Source organism: Comamonadaceae bacterium OTU4NAUVB1, assembly GCA_024372625.1.
Classification (GTDB): Bacteria; Pseudomonadota; Gammaproteobacteria; order Burkholderiales; family Burkholderiaceae_C; genus Variovorax.
Genome location: CP099605.1, coordinates 829,342 through 853,502, shown reverse-complemented (window position 1 = coordinate 853,502; position 24,161 = coordinate 829,342). Strand labels below are relative to the sequence as shown.

Annotated in this window: 21 protein-coding genes; 12 read left to right on the top strand and 9 right to left on the bottom strand. The window is 68.9% G+C overall.

Annotated features, from left to right (window positions below):
• The first annotated feature begins 18 nt into the window (after window positions 1-18).
• The 4 genes from NF681_07375 to NF681_07360 all read left to right on the top strand — a co-directional run bounded on the left by NF681_07375 (window position 19) and on the right by NF681_07360 (window position 4,890).
• On the top strand, window positions 19-2,037 hold the full coding sequence (locus tag NF681_07375) for a gamma-glutamyltransferase family protein (protein UST54998.1): 2,019 nt from the start codon (window positions 19-21) through the stop codon (window positions 2,035-2,037).
• A gap of 96 nt (window positions 2,038-2,133) precedes the next feature.
• Window positions 2,134-3,258: an elongation factor P maturation arginine rhamnosyltransferase EarP gene (gene earP / locus NF681_07370; protein ID UST54997.1), complete on the top strand. Its 1,125-nt coding sequence runs from the start codon at window positions 2,134-2,136 to the stop codon at window positions 3,256-3,258.
• Window positions 3,259-3,368: 110 nt separating this feature from the next.
• On the top strand, window positions 3,369-3,923 hold the full coding sequence (efp, locus tag NF681_07365; protein ID UST54996.1) for an elongation factor P: 555 nt from the start codon (window positions 3,369-3,371) through the stop codon (window positions 3,921-3,923).
• A 100-nt stretch (window positions 3,924-4,023) separates the two neighbouring features.
• Complete coding sequence (locus NF681_07360; protein ID UST54995.1) at window positions 4,024-4,890, top strand: TIGR00730 family Rossman fold protein; 867 nt, start codon at window positions 4,024-4,026, stop codon at window positions 4,888-4,890.
• Here NF681_07360 and NF681_07355 read toward each other — a convergent pair.
• The 5 genes from NF681_07355 to pncB are packed head-to-tail and all read right to left on the bottom strand — an operon-like array spanning window position 4,878 to window position 11,204.
• A complete protein-coding gene (locus NF681_07355; GenBank protein ID UST55698.1) occupies window positions 4,878-6,014 on the bottom strand; it encodes an MFS transporter in 1,137 nt (378 codons plus the stop codon). The genes NF681_07360 and NF681_07355 overlap by 13 nt on opposite strands.
• Window positions 6,015-6,064: 50 nt before the next feature.
• Window positions 6,065-7,477, bottom strand: a complete 1,413-nt coding sequence (rmuC, locus tag NF681_07350; protein ID UST54994.1) for a DNA recombination protein RmuC — start codon at window positions 7,475-7,477, stop codon at window positions 6,065-6,067.
• 1 nt (window position 7,478) lies between these two features.
• A complete protein-coding gene (locus NF681_07345) occupies window positions 7,479-8,498 on the bottom strand; it encodes a D-glycerate dehydrogenase (GenBank protein UST54993.1) in 1,020 nt (339 codons plus the stop codon).
• 46 nt (window positions 8,499-8,544) lie between these two features.
• A complete protein-coding gene (locus NF681_07340; protein ID UST54992.1) occupies window positions 8,545-9,948 on the bottom strand; it encodes a sodium:proton antiporter in 1,404 nt (467 codons plus the stop codon).
• Window positions 9,948-11,204: a nicotinate phosphoribosyltransferase gene (gene pncB / locus NF681_07335; protein ID UST54991.1), complete on the bottom strand. Its 1,257-nt coding sequence runs from the start codon at window positions 11,202-11,204 to the stop codon at window positions 9,948-9,950. The genes NF681_07340 and pncB overlap by 1 nt, the downstream gene beginning before the upstream one ends.
• A 284-nt stretch (window positions 11,205-11,488) precedes the next feature.
• On the opposite strand from pncB, the gene NF681_07330 reads away from it, so the two are divergent.
• Together NF681_07330 and NF681_07325 are read left to right on the top strand one after the other, a co-directional pair.
• Window positions 11,489-11,722 (top strand): CsbD family protein, encoded by a 234-nt coding sequence (locus NF681_07330; protein ID UST54990.1) that lies wholly within the window; start codon window positions 11,489-11,491, stop codon window positions 11,720-11,722.
• 88 nt (window positions 11,723-11,810) lie between these two features.
• Entirely contained in the window at window positions 11,811-12,212 is a 402-nt protein-coding gene (locus NF681_07325; protein ID UST54989.1) for a hypothetical protein, read from the top strand.
• 69 nt (window positions 12,213-12,281) lie between these two features.
• Here NF681_07325 and NF681_07320 read toward each other — a convergent pair whose 3' ends face one another.
• On the bottom strand, window positions 12,282-12,725 hold the full coding sequence (locus NF681_07320; GenBank protein ID UST54988.1) for an acyl-CoA thioesterase: 444 nt from the start codon (window positions 12,723-12,725) through the stop codon (window positions 12,282-12,284).
• Window positions 12,726-12,923: 198 nt separating this feature from the next.
• Here NF681_07320 and NF681_07315 point away from each other — a divergent pair, with 198 nt between their 5' ends.
• Window positions 12,924-13,481, top strand: coding sequence for a phasin family protein (locus tag NF681_07315; protein UST54987.1), 558 nt, complete (start codon window positions 12,924-12,926; stop codon window positions 13,479-13,481).
• 176 nt (window positions 13,482-13,657) lie between these two features.
• Window positions 13,658-14,416, top strand: a complete 759-nt coding sequence (locus tag NF681_07310; protein UST54986.1) for a 3-hydroxyacyl-CoA dehydrogenase — start codon at window positions 13,658-13,660, stop codon at window positions 14,414-14,416.
• Between the two features lie 4 nt (window positions 14,417-14,420).
• On the opposite strand, the gene NF681_07305 is transcribed toward NF681_07310, so the two are convergent.
• A complete protein-coding gene (locus NF681_07305; GenBank protein UST54985.1) occupies window positions 14,421-15,311 on the bottom strand; it encodes a YihY/virulence factor BrkB family protein in 891 nt (296 codons plus the stop codon).
• A 106-nt stretch (window positions 15,312-15,417) separates the two neighbouring features.
• On the opposite strand from NF681_07305, the gene dnaG reads away from it, so the two are divergent.
• The 3 genes from dnaG to NF681_07290 all read left to right on the top strand — a co-directional run bounded on the left by dnaG (window position 15,418) and on the right by NF681_07290 (window position 21,485).
• On the top strand, window positions 15,418-17,388 hold the full coding sequence (dnaG, locus tag NF681_07300) for a DNA primase (GenBank protein ID UST54984.1): 1,971 nt from the start codon (window positions 15,418-15,420) through the stop codon (window positions 17,386-17,388).
• 327 nt (window positions 17,389-17,715) lie between these two features.
• Complete coding sequence (rpoD, locus tag NF681_07295; GenBank protein ID UST54983.1) at window positions 17,716-20,088, top strand: RNA polymerase sigma factor RpoD; 2,373 nt, start codon at window positions 17,716-17,718, stop codon at window positions 20,086-20,088.
• 179 nt (window positions 20,089-20,267) lie between these two features.
• Entirely contained in the window at window positions 20,268-21,485 is a 1,218-nt protein-coding gene (locus NF681_07290; protein UST54982.1) for a multidrug effflux MFS transporter, read from the top strand.
• 24 nt (window positions 21,486-21,509) lie between these two features.
• Here NF681_07290 and phhA read toward each other — a convergent pair whose 3' ends face one another.
• Entirely contained in the window at window positions 21,510-22,427 is a 918-nt protein-coding gene (gene phhA, locus NF681_07285; GenBank protein UST54981.1) for a phenylalanine 4-monooxygenase, read from the bottom strand.
• 25 nt (window positions 22,428-22,452) lie between these two features.
• The gene (gene hppD / locus NF681_07280; GenBank protein ID UST54980.1) at window positions 22,453-23,541 is read right to left on the bottom strand and encodes a 4-hydroxyphenylpyruvate dioxygenase; all 1,089 of its coding nucleotides are present in this window, start codon (window positions 23,539-23,541) and stop codon (window positions 22,453-22,455) included.
• Between the two features lie 132 nt (window positions 23,542-23,673).
• Here hppD and NF681_07275 point away from each other — a divergent pair, with 132 nt between their 5' ends.
• The gene (locus NF681_07275) at window positions 23,674-24,156 is read left to right on the top strand and encodes an Lrp/AsnC family transcriptional regulator (GenBank protein UST54979.1); all 483 of its coding nucleotides are present in this window, start codon (window positions 23,674-23,676) and stop codon (window positions 24,154-24,156) included.
• Window positions 24,157-24,161 lie beyond the last annotated feature (5 nt).

Sequence of the window (24,161 nt, the reverse complement as noted above, 5' to 3'; positions counted from 1 at the left end):
ATGCACGGACGTCCGCCCATGAAAAAGAATCCGACGACCTGGCGCGAGCCCGCCGCCCTCGCCCTGTCCGTGTCGCTGTCGCTGGCCCTCGCGGGCTGCGGCGGCAGTTCCGACGACACGCCCGCCGCCGTCACGCCACCGGTCACCCAGACGCCCGTGACCCCGACCACGCCCGTCGCCGACAACGGCTGCCTGACCACCACCGGCGGCGCGCCCGTGGTGGTGGGCTCCGGCCTCGCCGGCGACCCGGCCGCGCCGGAGCCGGCCTCGGGCTACGTGGTCGGCCACAAGGTCGTGACCGCGAAGAGCTACATGGTCGTCGCCAACCATCCGCTGGCGACCAAGGCGGGCTGCGACATCCTGAAGGCCGGCGGCAGCGCGGTCGACGCGGCCGTCGCCGTGCAGGCCGTGCTGGGCCTGGTCGAGCCGCAGTCGAGCAGCATGGCCGGCGGCGCCTTCATGCTGCACTACGACGCGCAGACGAAGAAGGTGCAGGCCTACGACGGCCGCGAGACCGCGCCGGCCGCCGCCACCGCCAACTACCTGCGCTACATCGACGACGCGGGCAACCAGAACCCGCCCGTGCCCAACGCGCGCGCGAGCGGCCGCTCCATCGGCACGCCCGGCGTGATGCGGATGCTCGAACTGGCCCACGGCGACCACGGCACGCTGCCCTGGAACGCCCTGTTCGGCCAGGGCACCGACCTGGCGGCCAACGGCTTCAGGATCGGCGGACGCCTGGCCGCGGCCATCGCTTCGTCGGCATCCAACCTGAAGCGCGACGCCGAGGCCGCCGCCTACTTCCTCGACGCCGCCGGCAATCCCAAGCCGCTGGGCGCCACGCTGACCAATCCGGCCTACGCCGACGTCCTGCGCGCCCTCGCGAGCCAGGGCGCCGACGCGCTGCACACCGGCCCGATCGCCGCCGACATCGTCGCCAAGATCCAGATCGCGACCGGCGCCGACGGCTCGGCCATCACGCCCGGCAAGACCACGCTGGCCGACCTGCGCGCCTACCGGGCGGTGCGTCGCGAACCGGTCTGCACCACCTACCGCGCCTACTACGTGTGCAGCATGTCGCCGCCGTCGTCCGGCGGCATCGGCGTGCTGTCGTCGCTGGGTATCCTGGAGAACTTCGACATGGCGCGCAACGCGCCCACGGCCATCGACCTCGAGGGCGGCAGGCCGACCGTGCAGGGCGTCCACCTGGTGGCCGAGGCCGAGCGGCTGGCCTATGCCGACCGCGACAAGTACGTGGCCGACACCGACTACGTGCCGCTGCCCGGCGGCAGCGCCGACACGCTGCTCAACAAGGCCTACATGCGCTCGCGCGCCGGCCTCGTCAGCACGACGCGCAGCATGGGCGTGGCGCAGGCGGGCAACCTGGGCGCCGTCCCGCAAGGCATCGACACCACCGTCGAGCGCGGCACGACGCACCTGACCATCGTCGACCGCGCCGGCGACGTCGTGACCATGACGACGACGGTCGAGTCCACGCTCGGGTCCTACCACATGAGCCGCGGCATCATGCTCAACAACCAGCTGACCGACTTCAGCGCCTCGCCGGTGGACGCCGCCGGGCTGCCGGTGGCCAACCGCGTGGCGCCGGGCAAGCGCCCGCGCAGCACGATGGCACCGACGATGGTCTTCAACGGCAGCGCGCCGGGCGACTTCTTCATGGCCACCGGCTCGCCCGGCGGCGGCACCATCATCCAGTACGTCGTGAAGACCGTGGTCGGCGCGCTCGACTGGGGCCTGGACGCGCAGCAGGCCACCTCGCTGGTTGATTTCGGCGCCGCCAACAGCGCGACGACCAACGTCGGCGGCGAGCACCCGAACGTCGACACCAGCAACAACGGCAACAACGACACGCTGGTCGCCGGCCTGCGCGCGCTCGGCCACACGGTCTCCACCGCCGCGCAGTCCAGCGGCATCAGCACCGTCATCCGCCGGCAGGTCAATGGCACCACCGTGCTGACCGGCGGCGCCGATCCGCGCCGCGAGGGCATCGTGCTGGGGGACACCGTCACGCCCTGACGTCCCGGCATCTCGACGCACGTGTCCTTCCCAGGCCCCCGCCGTCGATCCGGACGCCGGGAGCCTGACTTCATGGGCGACGGCCAGAATCGAGGCATGCATCAACACGCGCACTGGGACCTGGCCTGCAAGGTCGTCGACAACTACGGCGACGCCGGCGTCTGCTGGCGACTGGCCCGCGGGCTCGCGCGGACCGGCGCGCACGTGCGGCTGTGGATCGACGACCCGGCGCTGGTCGCCTGGATGGCGCCCGGGGGCGAGCCGGGCGTCGCGGTGATCGACACGTCGGACCGGGCCGCCGTGCGCGCGGCCGTGGCGGCGCCTGCGCCGGACGTGCTGATCGAGGCGTTCGGCTGCGACCCGGCGCCCGAACTGGTGGCGCGCTTCGCGGCCGACATCGCCTCGGACGGCCGGGCGCGGCCCTGGATCAACCTCGAATACCTGTCCGCCGAGCCCTCCGTCGAGCGGCTGCACACGTTGCCCTCGCCCGTCTTCCGGGGACCTGGCGCGGGGCTAACCAAGCACTTCTTCTATCCCGGCTTCACGCCCGCGACCGGCGGCCTGCTGCGCGAGCCGGAGCTGGCCGAGCGGCGCGCGGCTTTCGACCGTGCCGATTGGCTGGCCGCGCACGGCATCGAACGGCGTGACGAAACGATCGTCACGCTGTTCTGCTACGAACCCCGCGCCTTGCCCGCGCTGCTGGCACGGTGGGCCGATGGCGACGAGCCGATCCGGTTGCTGGTGACCGCCGGTCGCGCCGCGCGGGCGGTGCGCGCCGCGCTGCCGGACCCGGTCGTCGGCACCGGCCGGCTCGCGATCACCTTCCTGCCGCTGCTCACCCAGATCGCGTTCGACGATCTGCTGTGGACCGGCGACTTCAACTTCGTGCGCGGCGAGGATTCGCTGGTGCGCGCGATCTGGGCCGGCGCGCCGTTCGCCTGGCAGATCTATCCGCAGGACGACGACGCCCATCACGCCAAGCTCCAGGCGCTGCTCGACGCCGTCGCCGCGCCGGCCTCGCTGCGCCGCTTCCACGCCGGGTGGAACGGCATCGACGACGCCCCCGCGGACTGGCCCGACGTGGCCACGCGCGCCGACTGGGCGGTCGCCGCGCGGGCCGCCCGCACGCGGCTGGTGGCCCAGGACGACCTCGTCACGCAGCTCGCGCGGTTCGCGGGCGCGCTGGGCGACCCATGGCCCGGACCCCGCGAAACCCGCTAAAATCGCGGGTTCCCCAACATGTGCCGCCCGCCGTTCGACCTGGACGCCTTTCCAGGTGCCTCGATGGCCCCCGGCCTGCCGCGCCCCGCGGCCAACCAGCCAGACAACCTATGAAAATCGCTCAAGAAATCCGCGCCGGCAACGTCATCATGCACGGCAAGGACCCGATGGTCGTCCTCAAGACCGAGTACAGCCGCGGCGGCCGCAACTCCGCCACCGTGCGCATGAAGATGAAGAGCCTGGTGGCCAACTTCAACACCGAAGTGGTCTTCAAGGCCGACGACAAGATCGACCAGATCGTGCTGGAGAAGAAGGAGTGCACCTATTCCTACTTCGCCGACCCGCTCTACGTCTGCATGGACACCGAGTACAACCAGTACGAGGTCGAGGCCGAGAACATGGGCGACGCCCTGAACTACCTGGAAGACGGCATGACCGTCGAAGTGGTGTTCTACGAAGGCAAGGCCATCTCCGTCGAACTGCCCACCAGCGTCGAGCGAGAGATCACCTGGACCGAACCCGCCGTCAAGGGCGACACGTCGGGCAAGGTGCTCAAGCCGGCCAAGATCGCCACCGGCTTCGAGGTGCCGGTGCCGCTGTTCGTGGCGCAGGGCGACCGCATCGAGATCGACACCCGCACGGGCGAATACCGTAAGCGCGTGTGAACTTCTGCGTACCATCCGCAAGGCTCCTTCGGGAGCCTTTTTTCATGGCCTTCTCCGAGGGCCCACCACCCGCCCGACCGGCGGCGACACGGAGCACCGCATGAGCGACAAGACGCACGACCTTCACGACAAACGCCTCGCCGACGCCTGGGCAACGCTCCAGGCCCACTCCAACGAAGGCCTGCCACTGGACAGCGATCCGGCGCGCCTGGCCTTCGCCGACCCCGAGTTCCTGCTGCGCCGCGAGACGCGCGGCATCCGGATGCAGCTCGAGCTGATGAAGCCCGACCTGCAGATGCGCGAGCACGGCATCGAGAACACGGTGGTGGTCTTCGGCAGCGCGCGCTTCCGAAGCCGGGAGGAATCGGACGCGCTGATCGCGCAGGCCGACGCGGCCGGAAACGCGGTGGCCGCCGCGCGCTGGCGCAAGCTCGCCCACAACTCGCACTACTACGAGGAGGCGCGCGCCTTCGGCAAGATGGTCGCGCAGTACAGCGCCGGCAAGGAAGCCGCCGACAAGCTGTTCGTCTGCACCGGTGGCGGCCCCGGCATCATGCAGGCGGCCAACCGCGGTTCGCACGAGGGTGGCGGCCTGAACATCGGCCTGGCGATCGCGCTGCCGATGGAGGAGGAACCCAACCCCTACGTCACGCCGGCGCTGAGCTTCAAGTTCCACTACTTCGCCATCCGCAAGATGCATTTCATGATGCGGGCCAAGGCGCTGGTGGCGTTCCCGGGCGGCTTCGGCACGCTCGACGAACTGTTCGAGGTCGTCACGCTGGTGCAGACGCGCAAGGCCAAGCCGGTGCCGATCGTGCTGTTCGGCTCAGACTACTGGAAGCGGCTGATCGACTTCGACTTCCTGGCCGAGGAAGGCGTGATCTCGCCCGAGGACGTGAAACTGTTCGAGTACGTCGACGCGCCGGCCGACGCGTGGGACGCGATCAAGCGCTTCTACAAGCTCTGAGTCCCCTCGGCGGGCGGCGGCACCCGCAGCCCGCCGACCGCGCGCGTTCCCAGCGCCACGACGCCGCCCACGACCCAGAAGACACCGGCCACGCCGATGAAGGCGCCAGCCGCGCCGAAGAGCATCGGCATGGCCACGCTCGACGCGTTGAGCGTGAGCACGCGCAATCCCAGCGCCTCGCCGTGGCGCGCATGCGGCGTGATCTGGTGCAGCATGCTCATCACCATCGGCTGGACGGCGCCCAGCGCGATGCCCAGCACCACCGAGCACGCCCCCATGCCGAGCGCCGACCCCGTCAGCGGGTAGACCGCGAACACCCCCGCCGTCACCACGTTGGACGCCGCGATCACCTGCCGCTCGTTCAATCGCGAGGCCACCAGCGGCAGCACCACCCGGATGCCGGCCGCGGCGATGGCGAAGGCGCCCAGCAGCGCGCCGATGACCGAGGCGCTCAGGCCGCGCTCGTGCCCCAGGATCGGCAGCACGAAGGTGTGCACGTCCCAGGCCGCCGACTGCAGCCAGTTGACGAACAGCAGGCGCCGGAACATCGGCTGGCGCAGCAGGTCGAGCGCGCGCGGCTTCGGCGTGCCCGGCGGCGGCGGCGGACTCGGACGCTCGCGCGTGCCGCGCGCCAGCAGCCAGCACGCCAGCGGCAGCAGCGCCAGCACGCCGAAGGCGATGCGGAAGCCCGGCAGGTCGGCCGGCGCGCGGCCCGCGTGGTCGATCAGCAGGCCGGCGGCGAACGGTCCGACGAAGTTCGCCGCCGCCGGCGAGATCGCCAGCCAGCTGAAGACCTGGCGCAGCTGCGTCGGGTTCTGCGCCACCCGCCCGACGTGGCGCTGCAGCGCGATCACCGCGATGCCGGTCGCCCCGCCGGTCAGCAGCGCCGCCAGGCACAGCACCGGGAAGACCGGGAACGCCGCCGCCAGCGCGGCGCCCAGCACGGCCGCCGCGACCGCGATGGCCAGCGGCCGCCGCAGCCCGTGGCGGTCGGCGTAGCGGCCGGCCGGCAATGCGAGGAACACCTGCGTCAGCGCGAACAACGCCAGCAGCACGCCCACCGCCGCCGCGCTGTACCCCTGCTGCAACGCCAGCAAGGGCGCGGCCAGCCGTGTGCCGGTCATGGCGGCGTGCAGGCAGACCTGCGCGGCGATCAGCCGGAGCAGCTCGGGCGTCACGGCGTGCGTTCGCCCTCGCGTTCGTCGGCCTCGATGTCGGCATCGCCCACCGGCAGCAGGGCCTGCGTCTGGAGTTCGGGCAGCGCCTCGACGCCCTTGAGCACGCGGCGCATCTGGCGCGCGCGCATGTCGGCCTTGTCCAGCGTGTCGGAGGCCTTGGCGACCTGCTCCTTGATGCGCGCGACCCAGTCGCCGAAGCGCTCGAACTCGGTCTTGACCGCGCCCAGCGTCTTCCAGACCTCCGAGGCCTGCTGCTCCAGCGCCAGCGTGCGGAAGCCCATGTGCAGGCTGTTGAGCATGGCCAGCAGCGTGGTCGGGCCCGCCAGCGTCACCCGGTGCTGGCGCTGCACGGCGTCCATCAGGCCGGGACGGCGCAGCACCTCGGCATAGAGGCTCTCCACCGGCAGGAACAGGATCGCGAAGTCGGTGGTGTGCGGGGCGCAGAGGTAGTTGTCGGCGATCGACTTGGCCTCCGTGCGGATGCGGGCCTCCAGCGCCTTGCCGGCCAGCTCGACCGCCGGCGCGTCGGCGCGCTCGTGGGCCTCGATCAGGCGCTCGTAGTCGTCGCGCGGGAACTTGGCGTCGATGGGCAGCCACACCGGCGCGCCGTCGGCGCTGCGGCCGGGAAAGCGCACCGCGAAGTCCACGCGCTGGCCGCTGCGCGGGCGCGTCTCGACCTGACGGGCGTACTGCTCGGTCGTGAGCACCTGCTCGAGCAGGGCCTCCAGCTGCACCTCGCCGAAGATGCCGCGCGTCTTCACGTTGGTCAGCACGCGCTGCAGGCTGCCCACGCCGACGGCCAGGTTCTGCATCTCGCCCAGGCCCTTGTGGACCTGGTCGAGGCGGTCGGCCACCTGCCGGAAGCTCTCGCCGATGCGCGCCTCCAGGGTGCTCTGGAGCTTCTCGTCGACGGTGCGACGCATCTCGTCGAGCTTGGCGGAGTTGGTCTGCTGCAGCTGCGCGAGCTGGGTCTCCATGGTGGCGCGCACCTCCGCCAGGCGCCGCGCGTTCGACTCCGACAGACCCTGGAGTTGCGTGTGCAGCGTGTCGGCCAGCGACTTCTGCATCAGCGCGAGCTGCTGCGCGAACGCGTCGATCTGCGCGTTCTGCGTGCGCGTGGCCTCGGCGCCCTGCTGCACCAGCGCGGCCTGGAAGCTCGCCAGGTTGTGCCCGAGCTCCTGGCGCGTGCCGCGCGCCGACTCGGCGATCTCGTGGCGCAGCGCCCGTTCGGTGCGCTCGCTCGAAGCGGCCAGCGCGTCGACCACCTGATCGGACAGCGCGTCGTCCGGCGGCGCGGCCGCCGGCGGCCGGCGCAGGAACAGCGCGACCAGCACGCCCAGGTTCAGGAGCGCGAGGCCGGCGAGCAGCCAGAGACCGAGGCCACTGCCGGCGGCGGTGGACGCCTCCACGTCAGCGCGCCGCGCCCGTGTCCGCGGGCGACGGGTTGGGCTGCACGGGCGTGAGCGCACCCCGGCCTTCGAGGAAGGAGATGAGGTTGTCGGCCGCCAGGTCGGCCATCGCGCGGCGCGTGGGGATCGAGGCACTGGCGATGTGCGGCGTGAGCACGACGTTGGGCACCGTGAGCAGCGCCGGATGGACCGACGGCTCGCCTTCGAACACGTCCAGCCCGGCGGCCGCGATGGTGCGCGCGCGCAGCGCCTCGGCCAGCGCCGCGTCGTCGACGATGCCGCCGCGCGCGAGATTGACCAGCGTGGCGGTGGGCTTCATGCGCGCGAGCTCGGCCGCGCCGATGGCATGGTGCGACGAGGCCGAGTACGGCAGCACCAGCACCAGGTGGTTGGCCTGGGCGAGCAGCTCGTCCTTGCCGACGTAGCGCGCGCCCAGTTCGGCCTCGACGTCGGCCGGCAGGCGCGAGCGGTTGTGATAGATCACCTTCATGCCGAAGCCGAGCGCGCCGCGCCGCGCGATGCCCTGCCCGATGCGGCCCATGCCCAGGATGCCGAGCGTCGCGCCGTGGATGTCGGCGCCGGCGAACATGTCGTAGCTCCACTTCTTCCACTCGCCGCGACGCAGGTAGTGCTCGCTCTCGGTGAGGCGGCGCGCGGTCGCCATGAGCAGCGCGAAGCCGAAGTCGGCGGTGGTCTCGGTCAGCACGTCGGGCGTGTTGGTGGCCACGACGCCGTGGCGCGTCATGGCGTCGATGTCGAAGTTGTTGTAGCCCACGGCCATGTTGGCGCAGATCCTCAGGTCCGGGCAGGCCGTGAGCAGCGCCTCGTCGACCTTCACGCTGCCGGTGGTGAAGGCGCCCTGGCGGCCCTGAAGCCGGGCGATCAGTTCGTCACGCGACCAGTCGGCGTCGTCGGGGTTGGACTCGACCTCGAAGTGCCGTTCGAGCTTGGCGACGACCTCGGGGAACACGGCGCGCGTGACGAGGATGCGGGGACGTTGGGAGGTGGCGGCGTCGGACATGGCGGAGGTTGAAGGATGGGGTTGAGGAAGGCGTCGGCCGACCGGCTCAGCGGACGAACACGACGGTGACGAGGACGAACAGCGGCACCAGGCAGACGAGCGACCAGGCCATGAAGCCGAAGAAGCCCGGCATGCGCACGCCCCGGTCCTCGGCGATGGCCTTGACCATGAGGTTGGGCGCGTTGCCGATGTAGGTGTTGGCGCCCATGAACACGGCGCCGGCGGAGATCGCCGCCAGCGTGGCGGCATGCGTGGTCATGAGCGTCGCCGCGTCGCCGCCGGCGGTGTTGAAGAAGACCAGATAGGTCGGCGCGTTGTCGAGGAACGAGCTCAGCAGTCCGGTGGCCCAGAAGTACATCGCCGGATCGGGCTGGCCGTCGGCGCGCGTGACGGCCGACACCACGGCGCCGAACGGCCCGGCCGCGCCCGCCTTGAGCATCGCGATGACCGGCACGATGGTCAGGAAGATGCCGGCGAAGAGCGTCCCCACCTCGGCCATCGGCGCCCAACCGAAGCGGTTGGCCGCATGCACCCGGCGCGGGGTCCACGCGAGCGACAGCCCCGTCAGCGCGAGCAGGCCCACGTCGCGCAGCAGGCCGGGCAAGCCGACGGGCGTGCCCATGACGTCGAACGCGATCGGCGACCTCCAGGTCCCGCTCATCAGCACCAGGCCGATCACGCCGGCGAGCAGCCAGAAGTTGCGCGCGCCCTCGATGCCGATCGGCCAGCGGCCGACGGTCGCGGTCCCGGTGGTCGTGATCGGGACCGGCGTGTCGGGCGTCGGGTCGACCGGTCGCACGCCATCGACCCTGAACAGGTGCCGGTCGACGACCCAGAACAGCGCCAGCAGCACGCCCAGCAGGCACAGGGTCTGCGGCAGCAGGTGCCGCACGGTCCAGAAGAAGTCGACGCCCTTCAGGAAACCCAGGAACAGCGGTGGATCGCCCAGCGGCGTGAGGGCGCCGCCGACGTTGGAGACGATGAAGATGAAGAACACCACCACGTGCGCGCAGCGGACGCGGTCGTCGTTGGCGCGGATCAGCGGGCGGATCAGCAGCATCGAAGCGCCGGTGGTGCCCATCACGCTCGCCAGCACCGCCCCCAGGGCGAGGATCGCCACGTTGAGTCCCGGAGCGCCACGCAGGTTGCCGCTCACGTGGATGCCGCCGGCCACCGTGAACAGCGCCGTGAGCAGGACGATGAAAGGCACGTACTCGGCCAGGGCCGCATGGACGAACTGCCCGAGGGCCATCGGCAAGCCGAAGGCGATCGTGAAAGGCAGCATGAAGGCCAGCACCCATCCCAGCACGACCTTGCCATCGTGGCGATGCCAGAAGGCGGGCGCGAACAGCGGCAGCAACGCGATCGACAGCAGCAGCCCGGCGAAGGGCACGCCCCACAGCGGCGACAGCGCGGCGCCGTCGAGCACTCCCGCGTGTCCGCCCGCCATCAGGCCGGCTGCTCGATCTGGAAGACCTGGCGCAGGTAGCCGAGGTAGCGCTCGTCGTCGCACATGTTCTTCGACGGCGTGTCGGAGAGCTTGGCCACCGGCTGGCCGTTGCAGCGCAGCATCTTGATGACGATCTGCAGCGGTTCGCAGCCGATGTCGTTGGTGAGGTTGGTGCCGATGCCGAACGCGAGCTGGCAGCGCCCCCGGAACTGGTGGTAGAGCTCGATCGTGCGCGGCACCGTCAGGCCGTCGCTGAAGATCAGCGTCTTGGTGCGCGGATCGACCCGGTTGGCGACGTAGTGCGCCAGCATCCGCTCGCCCCACTGGAACGGGTCGCCGCTGTCGTGGCGCGCGCCGTCGAAGAGCTTGCAGAAATACAGATCGAAGTCGCGCAGGAACGCGCTCATGCCGTAGACGTCCGACAGCGCGATGCCCAGGTCGCCCCGGTACTCGCGCGCCCAGGACTCGAAGCCGAAGATCTGGCTGTCGCGCAGGCGCGGGCCCAGCGCCTGGCAGGCCTGCAGGTACTCGTGCGCCATGGTGCCCAGCGGGATCAGGCCGAGCTTCATGGCGAACAGCACGTTGCTCGTGCCCGCGAGCTGCGCGGGACGACCGGGCACGGGCGTCGGCGCGGCCACGGGCACCTGCACCGGCACCGTGGTGGACGGCGGCGGCGGCGCCACGACCGCGCCCAGCCGGCTGGTGAGGGTCTGCAGCACCTCCTCGTGCCAGCCCTTCGCGAAGCGGCGGCGCGTGCCGTAGTCGGCGATCTTCAGGTCCCCCAGGCCGGCGCTCTGGAGTTGCGTGATCTTGGTCTCCAGCCGCCGCCGGCCCTCGTCGAAGTCGGGGTGCTTCTGCGTGTTGCGGAAGTACACCTCGTTGACGATGGCGAGCACCGGGATCTCGAACAGGATCGTGTGGAGCCACGGCCCCTCGATGCCGATCTCCAGTTCGCCCGACGGATGCGGGACGATGCGGATGTATTTCTCGTTGAGCCGGAACAGCCCCAGGAAATCGACGAAGTCGCTCTTGATGAAGCGCATCGAGCTCAGGTAGGCGAGTTCGGTCTCCGTGAACTGCAGCGAGCACAGGTGACGCACCTCCTCGCGGACCTCGTCGGCGAATCGCGCGAGGTCGATGCCGGGATTGCGGCACTTGAAGCGGTATTCGACGCGGGCGCCGGGAAAGTGATGCAGCACGACCTGCATCATCGTGAACTTGTAGAGGTCGGTGTCGAGCAGGCTCTGGATGATCATGGTGCGCAGGCGTGGGTGATTCGCGGGGGTCCGGCTCGATGAGCGATGCAAGGAGGCCGGCGCAAGACGATACCGGTCGGCCCCGCCGGGCGTGGCTCCGATTATCACGACCCTCGTCGGCATGTGCCTACGGGCGACTCTGCGGGAGTCCTACCACGTTCCAAATACCGGTGCTCCTACATTCCTTTTCACGTCATCGGGATGGGCCGGAAGCGATCCGCACCGCTTTTTCGCCATGCGACCCGGGACGTCATTTCACGCATGAACCGCAAAGGAGCAAGGCAATGAACAAAGACACGCTCGAAGGCAACTGGAAGCAGTTCAAGGGAAAGGTCAAGGAGCAATGGGGAAAGCTGACCGACGACGACTTCGACGTCATCGCGGGCAAGCGCGACCAGCTCCTGGGTCGCATCCAGGAGCGTCATGGCGTCAGCCGCGACGAAGCGGAGACGCAGGTGGCCGCCTGGGAAAACCGCGACGGCCGCACGCCGGCCGCGCTGTGGATGGAAAAGATCTGACGCACCCGGCTCCGCCAACATAGCGGCGGACCGCAGACATCGACGATTCGACAACCAATAAATAACAGAAGCACCAAGGAAAAAAATCATGAAGAAGCAACTCCTCGCCCTCGCCATCGTCTCCTCCTTTTTCGTCGCCAGCGGTGCAAGCGCGCTGACCAAGGACGAGTACAACGTCGCCAAGGAAAAAATCGAGGCCGACTACAAGGTCGCCAAGGCCCAGTGCGACACGATGAAGGACAACGCCAAGGACGTGTGTTCGAAGGAAGCGTCGGGCACCCAGAAGGTCGCCAAGGCGGACCTGGAGAACCAGTACAAGCCGACCGCTTCGCACGCCCGCAAGGTCGCCGAAGAGAAGGTCAGCATGGCCTACGACGTGGCCAAGGAAAAGTGCGACGACCAGTCGGGCGCCGCCAAGGACGCGTGCGTGAAGCAAGCCAAGGCCGATGAAGCCAAGGGCAAGGCCGACATCAAGAAGATGAAGATGTAATTCTGCGGGATGGCTCGATCGCTCGATGCGATCGACCGATCATCGAAACGGCGCCTCGGGCGCCGTTTTTCATGGCCAGACGAGTCGCTGCAGCAGCTGCGCCAGTCCGCCCGAGATCGGTACCGGCCGCTGCGTGGCGCGATCCACGTAGACATGCACGAAGTGACCCTGCGCGCACGCGTGCTCCTCGTCCTTGGGAAAGACCGCCAGTTCGTAGCGGACGCTCGACGTGCCGATGCGCCCGACACGGATGCCGATGTCGACCTCCTGCGGATAGGAGATGGGCGACAGGTAATTGCAGTGCGTCTCCACGACGAATCCGGCGATCGAACCCCCATGGAGGTCCAGCACGCCCTCCTCGATCAGCATCGAATTGATCGCCGTGTCGAACCACGTGTAGTAGACGACGTTGTTGACATGACCGTAGAGATCGTTGTCGGCCCAGCGCGTCGGGATGCGCCGGAAGGCACGGAATTCATGGCGCTGGCTGGCGGGAATGCGGGAGGTGCTCATGGGTCGGGATTCTCCCAGTCGGCGGAGAAACCATCCAAGAGCCGCTTTTTAGTAAGCTCTTTCTAAAAACCCCTGACGTAGGCCAAAACGCTTGCTCTGGCGTCGCAGCGGCCTATACTTCGATCCATGCTGCAGCGCAACATAACGATGTAGAAGCAGCGCAAGCCGATCCAATCCATCAACTTCTGGAGTTCCACCATGGCACTGACCGCTGACCAAATCCTCGCCGCACAAAAAGCCAACCTCGAAACGCTGTTCGGCCTGACCACCAAGGCCTTCGAAGGCGTCGAGAAGCTCGTCGAGCTGAACGTCACCGCTTCCAAGGCCGCCCTGAGCGAAGCCGCGAGCACCACGCAAGCCATGCTCAGCGTCAAGGACGCCCAGGAACTGCTGACGCTGCAAGCCAGCCTGTTCCAGCCGCTGGCCGAGAAGACCGCCGCCTACAGCCGTCACCTGTACGACATCGCCCAGGGCACCGGCGCCGAATTCGGCAAAGCGTTCGAGTCGAAGGCCGTCGAAGCCCAGCAGAACTTTGCCGGCCTGGTCGACAGCGCCGCCAAGAACGCGCCCGCTGGTTCGGAAACCGCCGTCGCCGTGATGAAGAGCGCCGTGGCCGCCGCCAACAACGCCTTCGAATCGGTGCAGAAGGCCGTCAAGCAGGCTTCCGACGTCGCCGAAGCCAACTTCCAGGCCGTCCAGAACACGGCTGTGAACGCCGCCAAGACGACCACGCAGACCGCTTCGCGCAAGCGCTGAGCGGCGGTGGCGGGCCGGTCCCGCCGCTGACTCGCCGGCCGCACGTCCTTCGGGACGCGCCATGGGCCCCGACCTCGGTCGGGGCCTTCGTCGTTCTGGGTCGGGCGTTTCCCACGGCCGATTGACGCACACGATTCGATAATCGCCGTTCGAACCACACACCAGGAGACAGACAGATGCAGATCGACGGCAGGGTATTTCTCGTCACGGGCGGCGCCTCCGGACTCGGCGAAGGCACGGCGCGCATGCTCGCGGCCAATGGCGCCACGGTGGTGATCGCCGACATGCAGGCCGACAAGGGCGAGGCCGTGGCGCGCGAGATCGGCGGTGTCTTCGTGACCTGCGACGTGACGCAGGAGGCCGATGGACAGGCCGCCGTGGCCGCGGCGCAGCAGCGCGGCAAGCTCGTCGGCCTGGTCAACTGCGCCGGCATCGCGCCGGCCGAGAAGGTGGTCGGCAAGAACGGCCCGCACGGACTGGCCTCGTTCAGCCGGGCGGTGACGATCAACCTGATCGGCAGCTTCAACATGATCCGTCTGGCCGCCGAGGCGATGACGCGGAACGAGCCCGAATCGACCGGCGAGCGCGGCGTGCTGATCTCCACCGCCTCGGTGGCGGCCTACGACGGCCAGATGGGCCAGGCCGCCTACAGCGCCTCCAAGGGCGGCATCGTGGGCATGACGCTGCCCATCGCGCGCGACCTGGCGCGCAGCGGCATCCGCAACATGACCATCGCGCCGGGCATCTTCGGCACGCCGATGCTCTTCGGCATGCCGCAGGAGGTGCAGGACGCGCTGGCCGCGAGCGTGCCCTTTCCGTCGCGCCTGGGCACGCCCAAGGACTACGCCAAGCTCGCACGCCACATCATCGAGAACGACATGCTCAACGGCGAGGTGATCCGCCTCGACGGCGCGATCCGCATGGCGCCGCGCTGAGGCGCTAGGCCGCCACCGCCGCCGCGGTCTGCTGGCGGTCCAGCCGCTCGTATTGCGCGATGACCTGGGCGCCGAAGAGCACCAGCGTGGCGGCGATCTCCAGGCTCAGCAGCACGACGATCGCGGTGGTGAGCGAGCCGTAGACCACGTTGACCTGCGAAAGCGTCGAGAAATACCACACCAGCACCCGCCGCGTGACCTCCCACAGCAGGGTCGCCGTCACGCCGCCGACCAGCGCGTGGCGCAGCGACAGGCGGCCCACCGGCATCACCATGTAGAGCGAGGTCAACAGGAAGATCTCGCCGCCCAGGCCCAGCAGGTAGAGCAGCAGGCCCGACACGCCGGACATCGACCAGCTGTAGCCCAGCAGTTCCACCCGCTCCTGGCCGATGATCTGCAGCGCGCCCGACACCAGCGTCACCAGCAGCAGCCCGAAGCACAGGCTGAGGATGTAGAGGTAGGGCATCACCGCCGAGACCAGGAAGTGCCTGGAGCGGTCGGCCTTGCGGTGGTTGAAGATCACCGACATCGCGTTCTCCAGCACCGTGAAGGCGAGCGAGCTGAAGAAGATCATCGTCACCAGCAGCACCGGGCCGAGCACGTCGCGGTGGGCGAGGAAGTTGGAAAGCTCGCCGACGATGGCGCGCGACTGGCCCGGCAGCAGCCATTCGAGGTAGCGCCCGATGGTGACCAGCAGCTCGCGCTGGTCGATGAAATGCGACAGCGCGATCACGCTGACGATGAGCAGCGGCACCATCGACAGCAGCGCGTAGTAGGCGACCGCGCCGGCCAACAGCAGGCCCTGGTTGGCACGGAATCCCTTGAGCGCCTCCCACAGGAATCGCAAGGGATGACGCAGCAACGGGTCGTCGAGGCGGAGGAATCTGCGGATCATGCGTGGCGCCGGCGGGCGGTTGGAAGGGCGGTGACGGGCCGCGCGAGTATGCCGTCCGGGCAACCCGGCAAGGCCGCTTGCGTATGATTTGCCGCTGCGCGCCTACATGTCCATCCCTCAAGCATTCATCCAGGAACTGATCGCCCGCGCCGACGTCGTGGAGATCGTCGGGCGCTATGTGCAGCTGCGCAAGGCCGGCGCCAACTTCATGGGCCTGTGCCCGTTCCATGGCGAGAAGTCGCCCTCGTTCTCGGTCAGCCCGAGCAAGCAGTTCTATCACTGCTTCGGCTGCAGCGCGCACGGCAACGCCATCGGCTTCCTGATGGAGCACGCCGGCATGGGTTTCGTCGAGGCGGTGCGCGACCTGGCGGGCGAATACGGCCTGCAGGTGCCCGAGGACGACGCCTCGCCCGAGGAGCGGGCCCGCGCGGCCGGCCAGCGCGAGAAGCAGGCCACGCTCACCGACGTGCTGGAGAAGGCGGGCGATGCCTACCGCAAGCACCTGCGCCAGTCCCCCGGCGCCATCGACTACCTCAAGGGTCGCGGCGTCTCCGGCGAGGTCGCCAAGCAGTTCGGCATCGGCTACGCGCCCGCGGGATGGCGCAGCCTGGCGAGCGTCTTCCCGAGCTACGACGATCCGTTGCTGGCCGAGAGCGGCCTGGTGATCGTCGGCGAGGAGGAGGACGGCAAGCGCTACGACCGCTTCCGCGACCGCGTGATGTTCCCGATCCGCAACGTCAAGGGCGAGACCATCGGCTTCGGCGGGCGCGTCCTGGGCGACGAGAAGCCCAAGTACCTCAACTCGCCCGAGACGCCGGTCTTCAGCAAGGGCCGCGAGCTCTACGGCCTGTACGAGGCGCGAACCGCTTTCCGCCAACTCGGCTACGCGCTGGTCACCGAAGGCTACATGGACGTCGTCGCGCTGGCGCAGCTGGGTTTTCCGAACACGGTCGCCACGCTGGGGACGGCCTGCACGCCCGAGCACGTGCAGAAGCTCTTCCGGTTCACCGATTCGGTGGTCTTCAGCTTCGACGGCGACGCCGCCGGCCGGCGCGCCGCGCGCAAGGCGCTCGACGGCGCCCTGCCCTACGCCAGCGACGTGCGCAGCATCAAGTTCCTGTTCCTGCCCGCCGAGCACGATCCCGACAGCTACATCCGCGCGTTCGGCGCCGAGGCCTTCGCCGGCTTCGTCGCCGAGGCCACGCCCCTGAGCCGCTTCATGCTGGAGGCGGCGCGCGAGGGCTGCGACCTGGGCAGCGCCGAAGGACGCGCCCGCATGACGAGCAACGCCCGCCCCCTGTGGAGCGCCCTGCCCGACGGCGCGCTCAAGCGCCAGCTGCTCGGCGAGATCGCCGAGAAAGTGCAGCTCGGCACGACCGAACTCACCGAACTGTGGGGCGCCGTCGCCGCGTCGCGCCGCTCCTCGGCGGCGGCCCGCCCGGCCCCGCGGCGCGACGACGCTCCGGAGGCGTTCGAAGGCCAGGACTTCCGCGACGACCGCGATGGCCGCGATCCTTCCGGTTGGGACGACCCGGGCGAACGCCGCGCCGCGCCGCGCCGTGCCGGTGGACGGGGCGCGCCACCGTCGCGGGCGCCGTCGCGCGCCCGCACGCTGCCGCCGAGCCGGCCCGACGTCGCGGCGCGCCGGCTGCTGTCGAACATGGCCGAGTGGGAAGTCCTGCCGCACGAACTCCACGACCTGCTGTGCGGCCTGCCGGGCGAGCACGGCCTGTTGTTCCGCTGGCTCGACAGCCAGTTGCACGAGCACGGCGTGCAGGCCTGGGCGGCCCTGCGCGAAGGCCTGCGCGGCCAGTCCTTCGAGGCCCTGGCGGAACGCCTGATGACCCATCCCGACGGCGATCCGGGGCACGCCCAGGCAGGCGAATCGGCCGCCGACGCGGCGCGGGAACTGCGCAACGTGCTCGACTTCATGCTCGACGACCTGCTCAAGGCGCGCCAGAGCGAGGCCATCGCCCAGGCGGAGACCGACCCCCTGGCGCTCGAGCGCTACCGGGCACTGGAAAAACGCCGGCTCGAACTGCGCCAGCGCCTCAAGCCCACCGCGGGCGGGATGTAACGATGCGTAGCCGGCGTCCGCCGGATGCCTTGAAATTGAGCAACCCGCTATAATGTGCGGCTTCGCTGATCGCGAAACCAGGCAAGAGCGACAGCAGCACCTCCGGACCCGGCCCCACGCGCAATGCATTTCCCCAGACGGGAAACGGGCCAATACACCGCAAGGACTGCATTCCAAATGTTCGCCCGACATCTTGCCGTTGGCCGTCGATGGCGCGAGGAGTACAACGCCCCGCGTTCTCCCGTGCTTCCTCGCTCTCCGTGTCCGTCCCCGCGCCGGGTTCGTGGCGCCTGATTCCGCTTGTCCATTCTTGTCGTACGAGGTTCCATGACCAGTCCAAAGAAGCCTGCCGCGTCCGCCGCCCCGCCCACCGCCGCGGCCCCACCGTTGAAAGCAGCCGCAGCGGCAGCACCTGTGAAGGGTGCCTCCGCAACGAAGGCGAATGCGACAACCCAAGTGAAAACCGTGCCCACCAAAAACCCGTCCGCCGATCTCCCCAAAGCCGCCGCCAAGGCCGCCGCCGCTTCCGACACCGCCACCGCCGCCGTGCCCGCCAAGAAGGTCGGCCGTCCGCCCAAGGCCGCCGCCACCGCCGATGCCGCGGCCCCCGCCACCGGCGCCAAGCGCGGCCGCAAGCCCAAGGCGGCCGCCGAGCCGTCCAGCGACGTCGACCTGTCCGACATCGAGGACGAGCTCGTCGGCGAGGAGCCGGCGGCCACCGGCGCGACGGGTTCGACCGAGGAGAAGGTCAAGCCGCTGCGCATGAAGATCAGCAAGGCCAAGGAGCGCGCGCTGATGAAGGAATTCGGTCTCGACGAGACCGTCCTGTCCGAGGAGGACATGGCCAAGCGCCGCTCGCGCCTGAAGACCCTGATCACGCTGGGCAAGACCCGCGGCTACCTGACGCAGGGCGAGATCTCCGACCACCTGCCCGACAAGCTGGTCGACGCCGAGACCATGGAGGTCGTGGTCACGATGCTCAACGACCTGGGCGTGGCCGTCTACGAACAGACGCCCGACGCCGAGACGCTGCTGCTCAACAACACCGCGCCCACCGCGACCACCGTCGAGGAGGCCGAGGAAGAGGCCGAGGCGGCCCTGTCCACCGTCGACAGCGAGTTCGGCCGCACGACCGACCCGGTGCGCATGTACATGCGCGAGATGGGCACCGTCGAGCTGCTCACGCGCGAGGGCGAGATCGAGATCGCCAAGCGCATCGAGGGCGGCCTGATGGCCATGATGGAGGCGATCTCCGCCTCGCCCTCGACCATCGCCGCCATCCTCGAGATGGCCGCCACCATCCGCGACGGCAAGGTCGTCATCTCCACCATCGTGGACGGCTTCTCCAACCCCAACGAGGCCGACGACTACGTGGCCGAGGAGGACTTCGACGAGTTCGACGAGGAGGACGACGACGACGGCAAGGGCGGCTCCAAGGCGCTGACCAAGAAGCTCGAGGAACTCAAGCGCGATGCGCTGGAGCGCTTCGACCGCATCGCGTCGATGTTCGAGAAGATCCACCAGATCTACGAGAAGGAAGGCTACGGCACGCCCGCCTACCTGAAGGCCCAGCAGGCCATGTCCGAGGAGCTGATGACGATCCGCTTCACGGCCAAGACCATCGAGAAGCTGTGCGACCTGGTGCGCACGCAGGTCGACGACGTGCGCAAGAAGGAGCGCGAACTGCGCCGCATCATCGTGGACAAGTGCGGCTTCCCGCAGGAGGACTTCATCCGCGACTTCAGCGGCTTCGACAAGAACGGCAACCGCGTCGCGTCGAACCTGCTCAACCTGAAATGGGTCGAGAAGCAGGCCGCCTCGGGCAAGCCGTGGAGCACGGTGCTCGCGCGCAACATCCCGCCGGTGCAGGAACTCCAGCAGAAGCTCGCCGACATCCAGTCGAGCGTGGTGGTGCCGCTCACGCAGCTGAAGGACATCAACAAGCGCATGAACGACGGCGAGCGCTCCTCGCGCGACGCCAAGAAGGAGATGATCGAGGCCAACCTGCGCCTGGTGATCTCCATCGCCAAGAAGTACACCAACCGCGGCCTGCAGTTCCTCGACCTGATCCAGGAAGGCAACATCGGCCTGATGAAGGCGGTCGACAAGTTCGAATACCGCCGCGGCTACAAGTTCTCGACGTACGCCACGTGGTGGATCCGCCAGGCCATCACGCGCTCGATCGCCGACCAGGCGCGCACCATCCGCATCCCGGTCCACATGATCGAGACGATCAACAAGATGAACCGCATCTCGCGCCAGCATCTGCAGGAGTTCGGCTTCGAGCCCGACGCCGGCATCCTGGCCGCCAAGATGGAGATCCCGGAAGACAAGATCCGCAAGATCATGAAGATCGCCAAGGAGCCGATCTCCATGGAGACGCCGATCGGCGATGACGACGATTCGCACCTGGGCGACTTCATCGAGGACAGCAGCAACACCGCGCCCATCGAGGCGGCCATGCAGGCGGGCCTGCGCGACGTGGTCAAGGACATCCTGGACTCCCTCACGCCGCGCGAGGCCAAGGTGCTGCGCATGCGTTTCGGCATCGAGATGTCGACCGACCACACGCTCGAGGAAGTCGGCAAGCAGTTCGACGTGACGCGCGAGCGCATCCGCCAGATCGAGGCGAAGGCGCTGCGCAAGCTCAAGCACCCGTCGCGTTCGGACAAGCTGCGCAGCTTCATCGATACGCTTTGACCACCGCCAGGCTTGCTCGCTTCGCGTAGCAGTGCCCACCCCCTTCGAGGGGGCGACACCTGCGGCCCGGCAGAGCCGGTTCCGCGGTGTCCGCGAACATGCAGACGAGCGCCTACGGGCGCTCGTCTGCTTTTGGGCGACGCTGTTCCTTCACTCGACAAAGACAGGAAAACGACCGCATGAACCCGGATGCCCACACCCTCTGGAAGGCGCCGCGCTGGGCGCTGGCGGTGCTGCTGGCCGTGCTGGGCATGCTCGGGCCGTTCTCCATCGACACCTACATCCCGGCGTTCTCGGGCATCGCCGCGTCGATCGGCGCGACGCCGGTGGAGATGCAGCAGACGCTCTCGGCCTACCTGTTCGGCTTCGCCTTCATGAACCTGTTCCACGGCGCGCTGTCCGACAGCTTCGGGCGCCGGCCGGTGGTGCTCGCGGGACTGGCGGTGTTCACCTTGGCCTCCCTGGGTTGCGCCCTGTCGCAGACCATCGGCCAACTGGTCTTCTTCCGCGCCATGCAGGGCCTGTCGACCGGCGCGGGCATCGTGGTCTCGCGCGCGGTCATCCGCGACATGTTCCCGCCGGCCGAGGCGCAGAAGGTGATGAGCCAGGTCACGATCTATTTCGGCGTGGCGCCGGCGATCGCGCCGATCGTCGGTGGCTTCCTGTTCGTGCACGCGGGCTGGCACGCGGTGTTCTGGTTCCTGGTGGCGGTCGGCGTGGTGCTGTTCGTGGCCAACTGGAAGCTGCTGCCCGAGACCCTGCACCTCGACCAGCGCCAGCCCTTCGCCCCGCGCCCGCTGATGCGCGGCTACCGCGAGCTGTGCTCGGACCCGCGCTTCCTGCTGCTGGCGCTGGCGAGCGGGGTGCCGTTCAACGGCATGTTCCTCTACGTGCTGTCGGCGCCGGCCTTCCTGGGCGATCTGCTGGGCCTGCCGCCCACGCGCTTCTTCTGGTTTTTCCTGCTGACCATCGGCGGGATCATGGCCGGCGCGTGGATCAGCGGCCGCATGGCCGGCAAGGTGCCACCCAAGCGCCAGATCCGGCACGGCTTCCTCATCATGGCGCTGGTGTCGCTGGTCAACATCGCCATCCACGCCGTCTTTCCGGCGCATCCGCTGTGGTCGCTGCCGCCGGTGGCGATCTTCGCCTTCGGCTGGGCGCTGATGGTGCCGGCCGTCACGCTGCTGGTGCTGGACCTGCACCCGGAGCGGCGCGGCATGGCGTCTTCGCTGCAGGCGGTGATCGGCTCGACCGCCAATGGCCTGGTGGCCGGCGCCATCGCGCCGCTGGTGATGCACTCGGCGATCGCCCTGGCGCTGACGTCGGGGCTGATGCTGGCGATCGGGCTGGTGGCCTGGTCCTGGCTGCACCGCCGGTGGCCCGCGATCGGCCGGTGACGGCCCGTCCCGGCTCCGCTTCCGTCAGGCCCGCGCCTCGCTCGGGGGACGCTTGGCCGCGTGATGACGGCCGGTGCCCCGGGTGACCACACGGTCCTCGGGCAACACGTCGCCGGGCTGATGGTCGGTCTGGCCGGCGATGCGCTCGTACAGCGGCGCGAAGTCGATGGCGGCGAGTTCGAGCAGTTGCGCCAGGCCGTCGATGACGAAGTAGCTCTCCTGGAAATCGTCGATGCGGTAGTTCGTCCGCATGACGCGTTCGAGGTCGAACGCGATGCGGTTGGGCGACGGATCGTCGAGCGCGAAGACGCTCTCGGTGTACGACGACGCGATGCCCGCGCCGTAGATGCGCAGGCCGCCGGCCTGCCGCACGAGGCCGAACTCCACCGTGTACCAGTAGGCGCGCGCCAGCTTGTCCAGCACGCCGAGCCGTTTCGCCCGCAGCCCGCCGACGCCATAGGCCTGGATGTAATCGGCGATCGACGGGTCCATCAGCATCGGCACGTGGCCGAAGACGTCGTGGAAGACATCGGGCTCCTCCAGGTAGTCGAGCTGATGCGCGCCGCGGATGAAGTTGCCCGCCGGAAAGCGCCGGTTGGCCAGGTGCTCGAAGAACACCTCGTCGGGCACCAGCCCCGGCACCGCCACCACCTGCCAGCCGGTGCGTTCCACGAGCACCTCGCTGAGTTCGACGAAGTTCGGGATGCGGTCGGCACCCATGGGCAGGCGCGCCATGCCGGCGACGAATTCGTCGCAGGCGCGGCCCGGCAGCAGCTTCGTCTGGCGCTCGAACAGCGTCTTCCAGACCGCATGGTCGGCCGGCGTGTAGCGCTCCCAGCCCTGGTCGATGGTCCAGTCCGGCCGCTGCGGCGCGGCCGCGCCGCCCGCCGCCAGGCCATGCTTCACCGAAGTTGCACCCTGATCGATCACCGACGTGTCCATGACGAACTCCTTGGGACGCGGGGGGTCAGGCGGGATCGGCTTCGAGGACGCCGCGCCGGATCTGGTCGCGTTCGAGCGATTCGAACAGCGCCTTGAAGTTGCCCTCGCCGAAGCCTTCGCGGTAGTCGCCCCGGCGCTCGATGAACTCGAAGAACACCGGTCCGAGCGAGGCCGTGGAGAAGATCTGCAGCAGCAGGCGCGGCTGGCCGCCCTCGGTCGTGCCGTCCATCAGGATGCCGCGCGCCTGCAGTTCGGCCACGTTCTCGCCATGGCCCGGCAGGCGCGTGTCGAGCATCTCGTAGTAGTAGTCGTTGGGCGCGGTGGCGGTCTGCACGCCGGCCAGCGCCAGCCGGTCGACCGTGGCCTTCAGGTCGTCGCAGATCAGGGCGATGTGCTGGATGCCCTCGCCGTTGAACTGCATCAGGAACTCCTCGATCTGCCCGCCGCCCTTCTTGGCTTCCTCGTTGAGCGGGATGCGGATCATGCCGTCCGGCGCCGTCATCGCCTTGGAGGTCAGGCCGGTGTATTCGCCCGAGATGTCGAAGTAGCGGATCTCGCGGAAGTTGAACAGGCGCTCGTAGAAGTCGGCCCAGAAGGCCATGCGGCCGCGATAGACGTTGTGCGTCAGGTGGTCGATGAGCTTGAGGCCGTGGCCCGCCGGATGGCGCTCCACGCCTTCGACGAACTCGAAGTCGATGTCGTAGATCGACTTGCCGTCCTCGAAGCGGTCGATCAGGTAGAGCGGCGCGCCGCCGATGCCCTTGATGGCCGGCAGGCGCAGCTCCATCGGTCCGGTGGCGATCTCCACCGGCTGGGCGCCGAGTTCGAGGGCGCGGTGGTAGGCCTTGTGGGCGTCCTTCACGCGGAACGCCATGCCGCAGGCCGACGGGCCGTGCTCGGCCGCGAAATAGGCCGCCGGGCTCCTGGGCTCGCGGTTGATGATGAAGTTGATCTCGCCCTGGCGGTAGAGCACGACGTCCTTGGAGCGGTGCCTGGCGACCAGCGTGAAGCCCAGCGTCTCGAACACCGGCTCCAGCACGCCGGGGGTGGGCGAGGCGAACTCGATGAACTCGAAGCCTTGCAGGCCCATGGGGTTGTCGAACAGATCGGTCATCGTCGTCTCCGGAAGTGGTGTGGGCGTCGGGTGGGGGGTGTGTCATCGAATGCTAGGCGCTCTCGGCACACGATTCCTGCAACTTGCGATGCCCGCGGCGGACGAACGCAGGATTCCTGCAAAATACTTCGGATGAACGCTTCAGTCGAACTCGATGCCATCGATCTGCGCGTGCTTCGCGCGCTCCAGAGCAACGGCCGCGCCACCTACGACGAGCTGGCCGCGCAGGTCAGCCTGTCGGCCTCGGCCACGCTGCGGCGCGTCAAGCGCCTGGAGGAGGCCGGCGTGATCGAAGGCTACGTCGCCCTGCTGCGGCCCGAGCGGGTCGGCCTGCCGCTGATGGCCTACATCAACGTGCGCCTGGAAAAGCACACCGAGCGCCACAAGCGCAATCCGATGGACGCCTTCCGCGCCTCCATCCAGGCCTGGCCGGAGGTGGTCGAGTGCGCCTCGCTCACCGGCGAGATGGACTACCTCCTGCGCGTGGTGGTGGCCGACATGGCGCACTACGCGCGCTTCGTCATGGACACGCTGCTCAAGCACCCGAGCGTGCAGGACTGCAAGACCAGCTTCGTGCTCGACCGCGTGAAGACGACGACCGCGCTGCCGATCTGAGCGGA

Bases quoted from the DNA above. Each gene is read 5' to 3' on its own strand.
- NF681_07375 (UST54998.1), top strand. From the start codon at position 19: ATGAAAAAGAATCCGACGACCTGGCGCGAGCCCGCCGCCCTCGCCCTG.
- earP (UST54997.1), top strand. From the start codon at position 2,134: ATGCATCAACACGCGCACTGGGACCTGGCCTGCAAGGTCGTCGACAAC.
- efp (UST54996.1), top strand. From the start codon at position 3,369: ATGAAAATCGCTCAAGAAATCCGCGCCGGCAACGTCATCATGCACGGC.
- NF681_07360 (UST54995.1), top strand. From the start codon at position 4,024: ATGAGCGACAAGACGCACGACCTTCACGACAAACGCCTCGCCGACGCC.
- NF681_07355 (UST55698.1), bottom strand. From the start codon at position 6,014: ATGACCGGCACACGGCTGGCCGCGCCCTTGCTGGCGTTGCAGCAGGGG.
- NF681_07345 (UST54993.1), bottom strand. From the start codon at position 8,498: ATGTCCGACGCCGCCACCTCCCAACGTCCCCGCATCCTCGTCACGCGC.
- NF681_07340 (UST54992.1), bottom strand. From the start codon at position 9,948: ATGGCGGGCGGACACGCGGGAGTGCTCGACGGCGCCGCGCTGTCGCCG.
- pncB (UST54991.1), bottom strand. From the start codon at position 11,204: ATGATCATCCAGAGCCTGCTCGACACCGACCTCTACAAGTTCACGATG.
- NF681_07330 (UST54990.1), top strand. From the start codon at position 11,489: ATGAACAAAGACACGCTCGAAGGCAACTGGAAGCAGTTCAAGGGAAAG.
- NF681_07325 (UST54989.1), top strand. From the start codon at position 11,811: ATGAAGAAGCAACTCCTCGCCCTCGCCATCGTCTCCTCCTTTTTCGTC.
- NF681_07320 (UST54988.1), bottom strand. From the start codon at position 12,725: ATGAGCACCTCCCGCATTCCCGCCAGCCAGCGCCATGAATTCCGTGCC.
- NF681_07315 (UST54987.1), top strand. From the start codon at position 12,924: ATGGCACTGACCGCTGACCAAATCCTCGCCGCACAAAAAGCCAACCTC.
- NF681_07310 (UST54986.1), top strand. From the start codon at position 13,658: ATGCAGATCGACGGCAGGGTATTTCTCGTCACGGGCGGCGCCTCCGGA.
- NF681_07305 (UST54985.1), bottom strand. From the start codon at position 15,311: ATGATCCGCAGATTCCTCCGCCTCGACGACCCGTTGCTGCGTCATCCC.
- dnaG (UST54984.1), top strand. From the start codon at position 15,418: ATGTCCATCCCTCAAGCATTCATCCAGGAACTGATCGCCCGCGCCGAC.
- rpoD (UST54983.1), top strand. From the start codon at position 17,716: ATGACCAGTCCAAAGAAGCCTGCCGCGTCCGCCGCCCCGCCCACCGCC.
- NF681_07290 (UST54982.1), top strand. From the start codon at position 20,268: ATGAACCCGGATGCCCACACCCTCTGGAAGGCGCCGCGCTGGGCGCTG.
- phhA (UST54981.1), bottom strand. From the start codon at position 22,427: ATGGACACGTCGGTGATCGATCAGGGTGCAACTTCGGTGAAGCATGGC.
- hppD (UST54980.1), bottom strand. From the start codon at position 23,541: ATGACCGATCTGTTCGACAACCCCATGGGCCTGCAAGGCTTCGAGTTC.
- NF681_07275 (UST54979.1), top strand. From the start codon at position 23,674: ATGAACGCTTCAGTCGAACTCGATGCCATCGATCTGCGCGTGCTTCGC.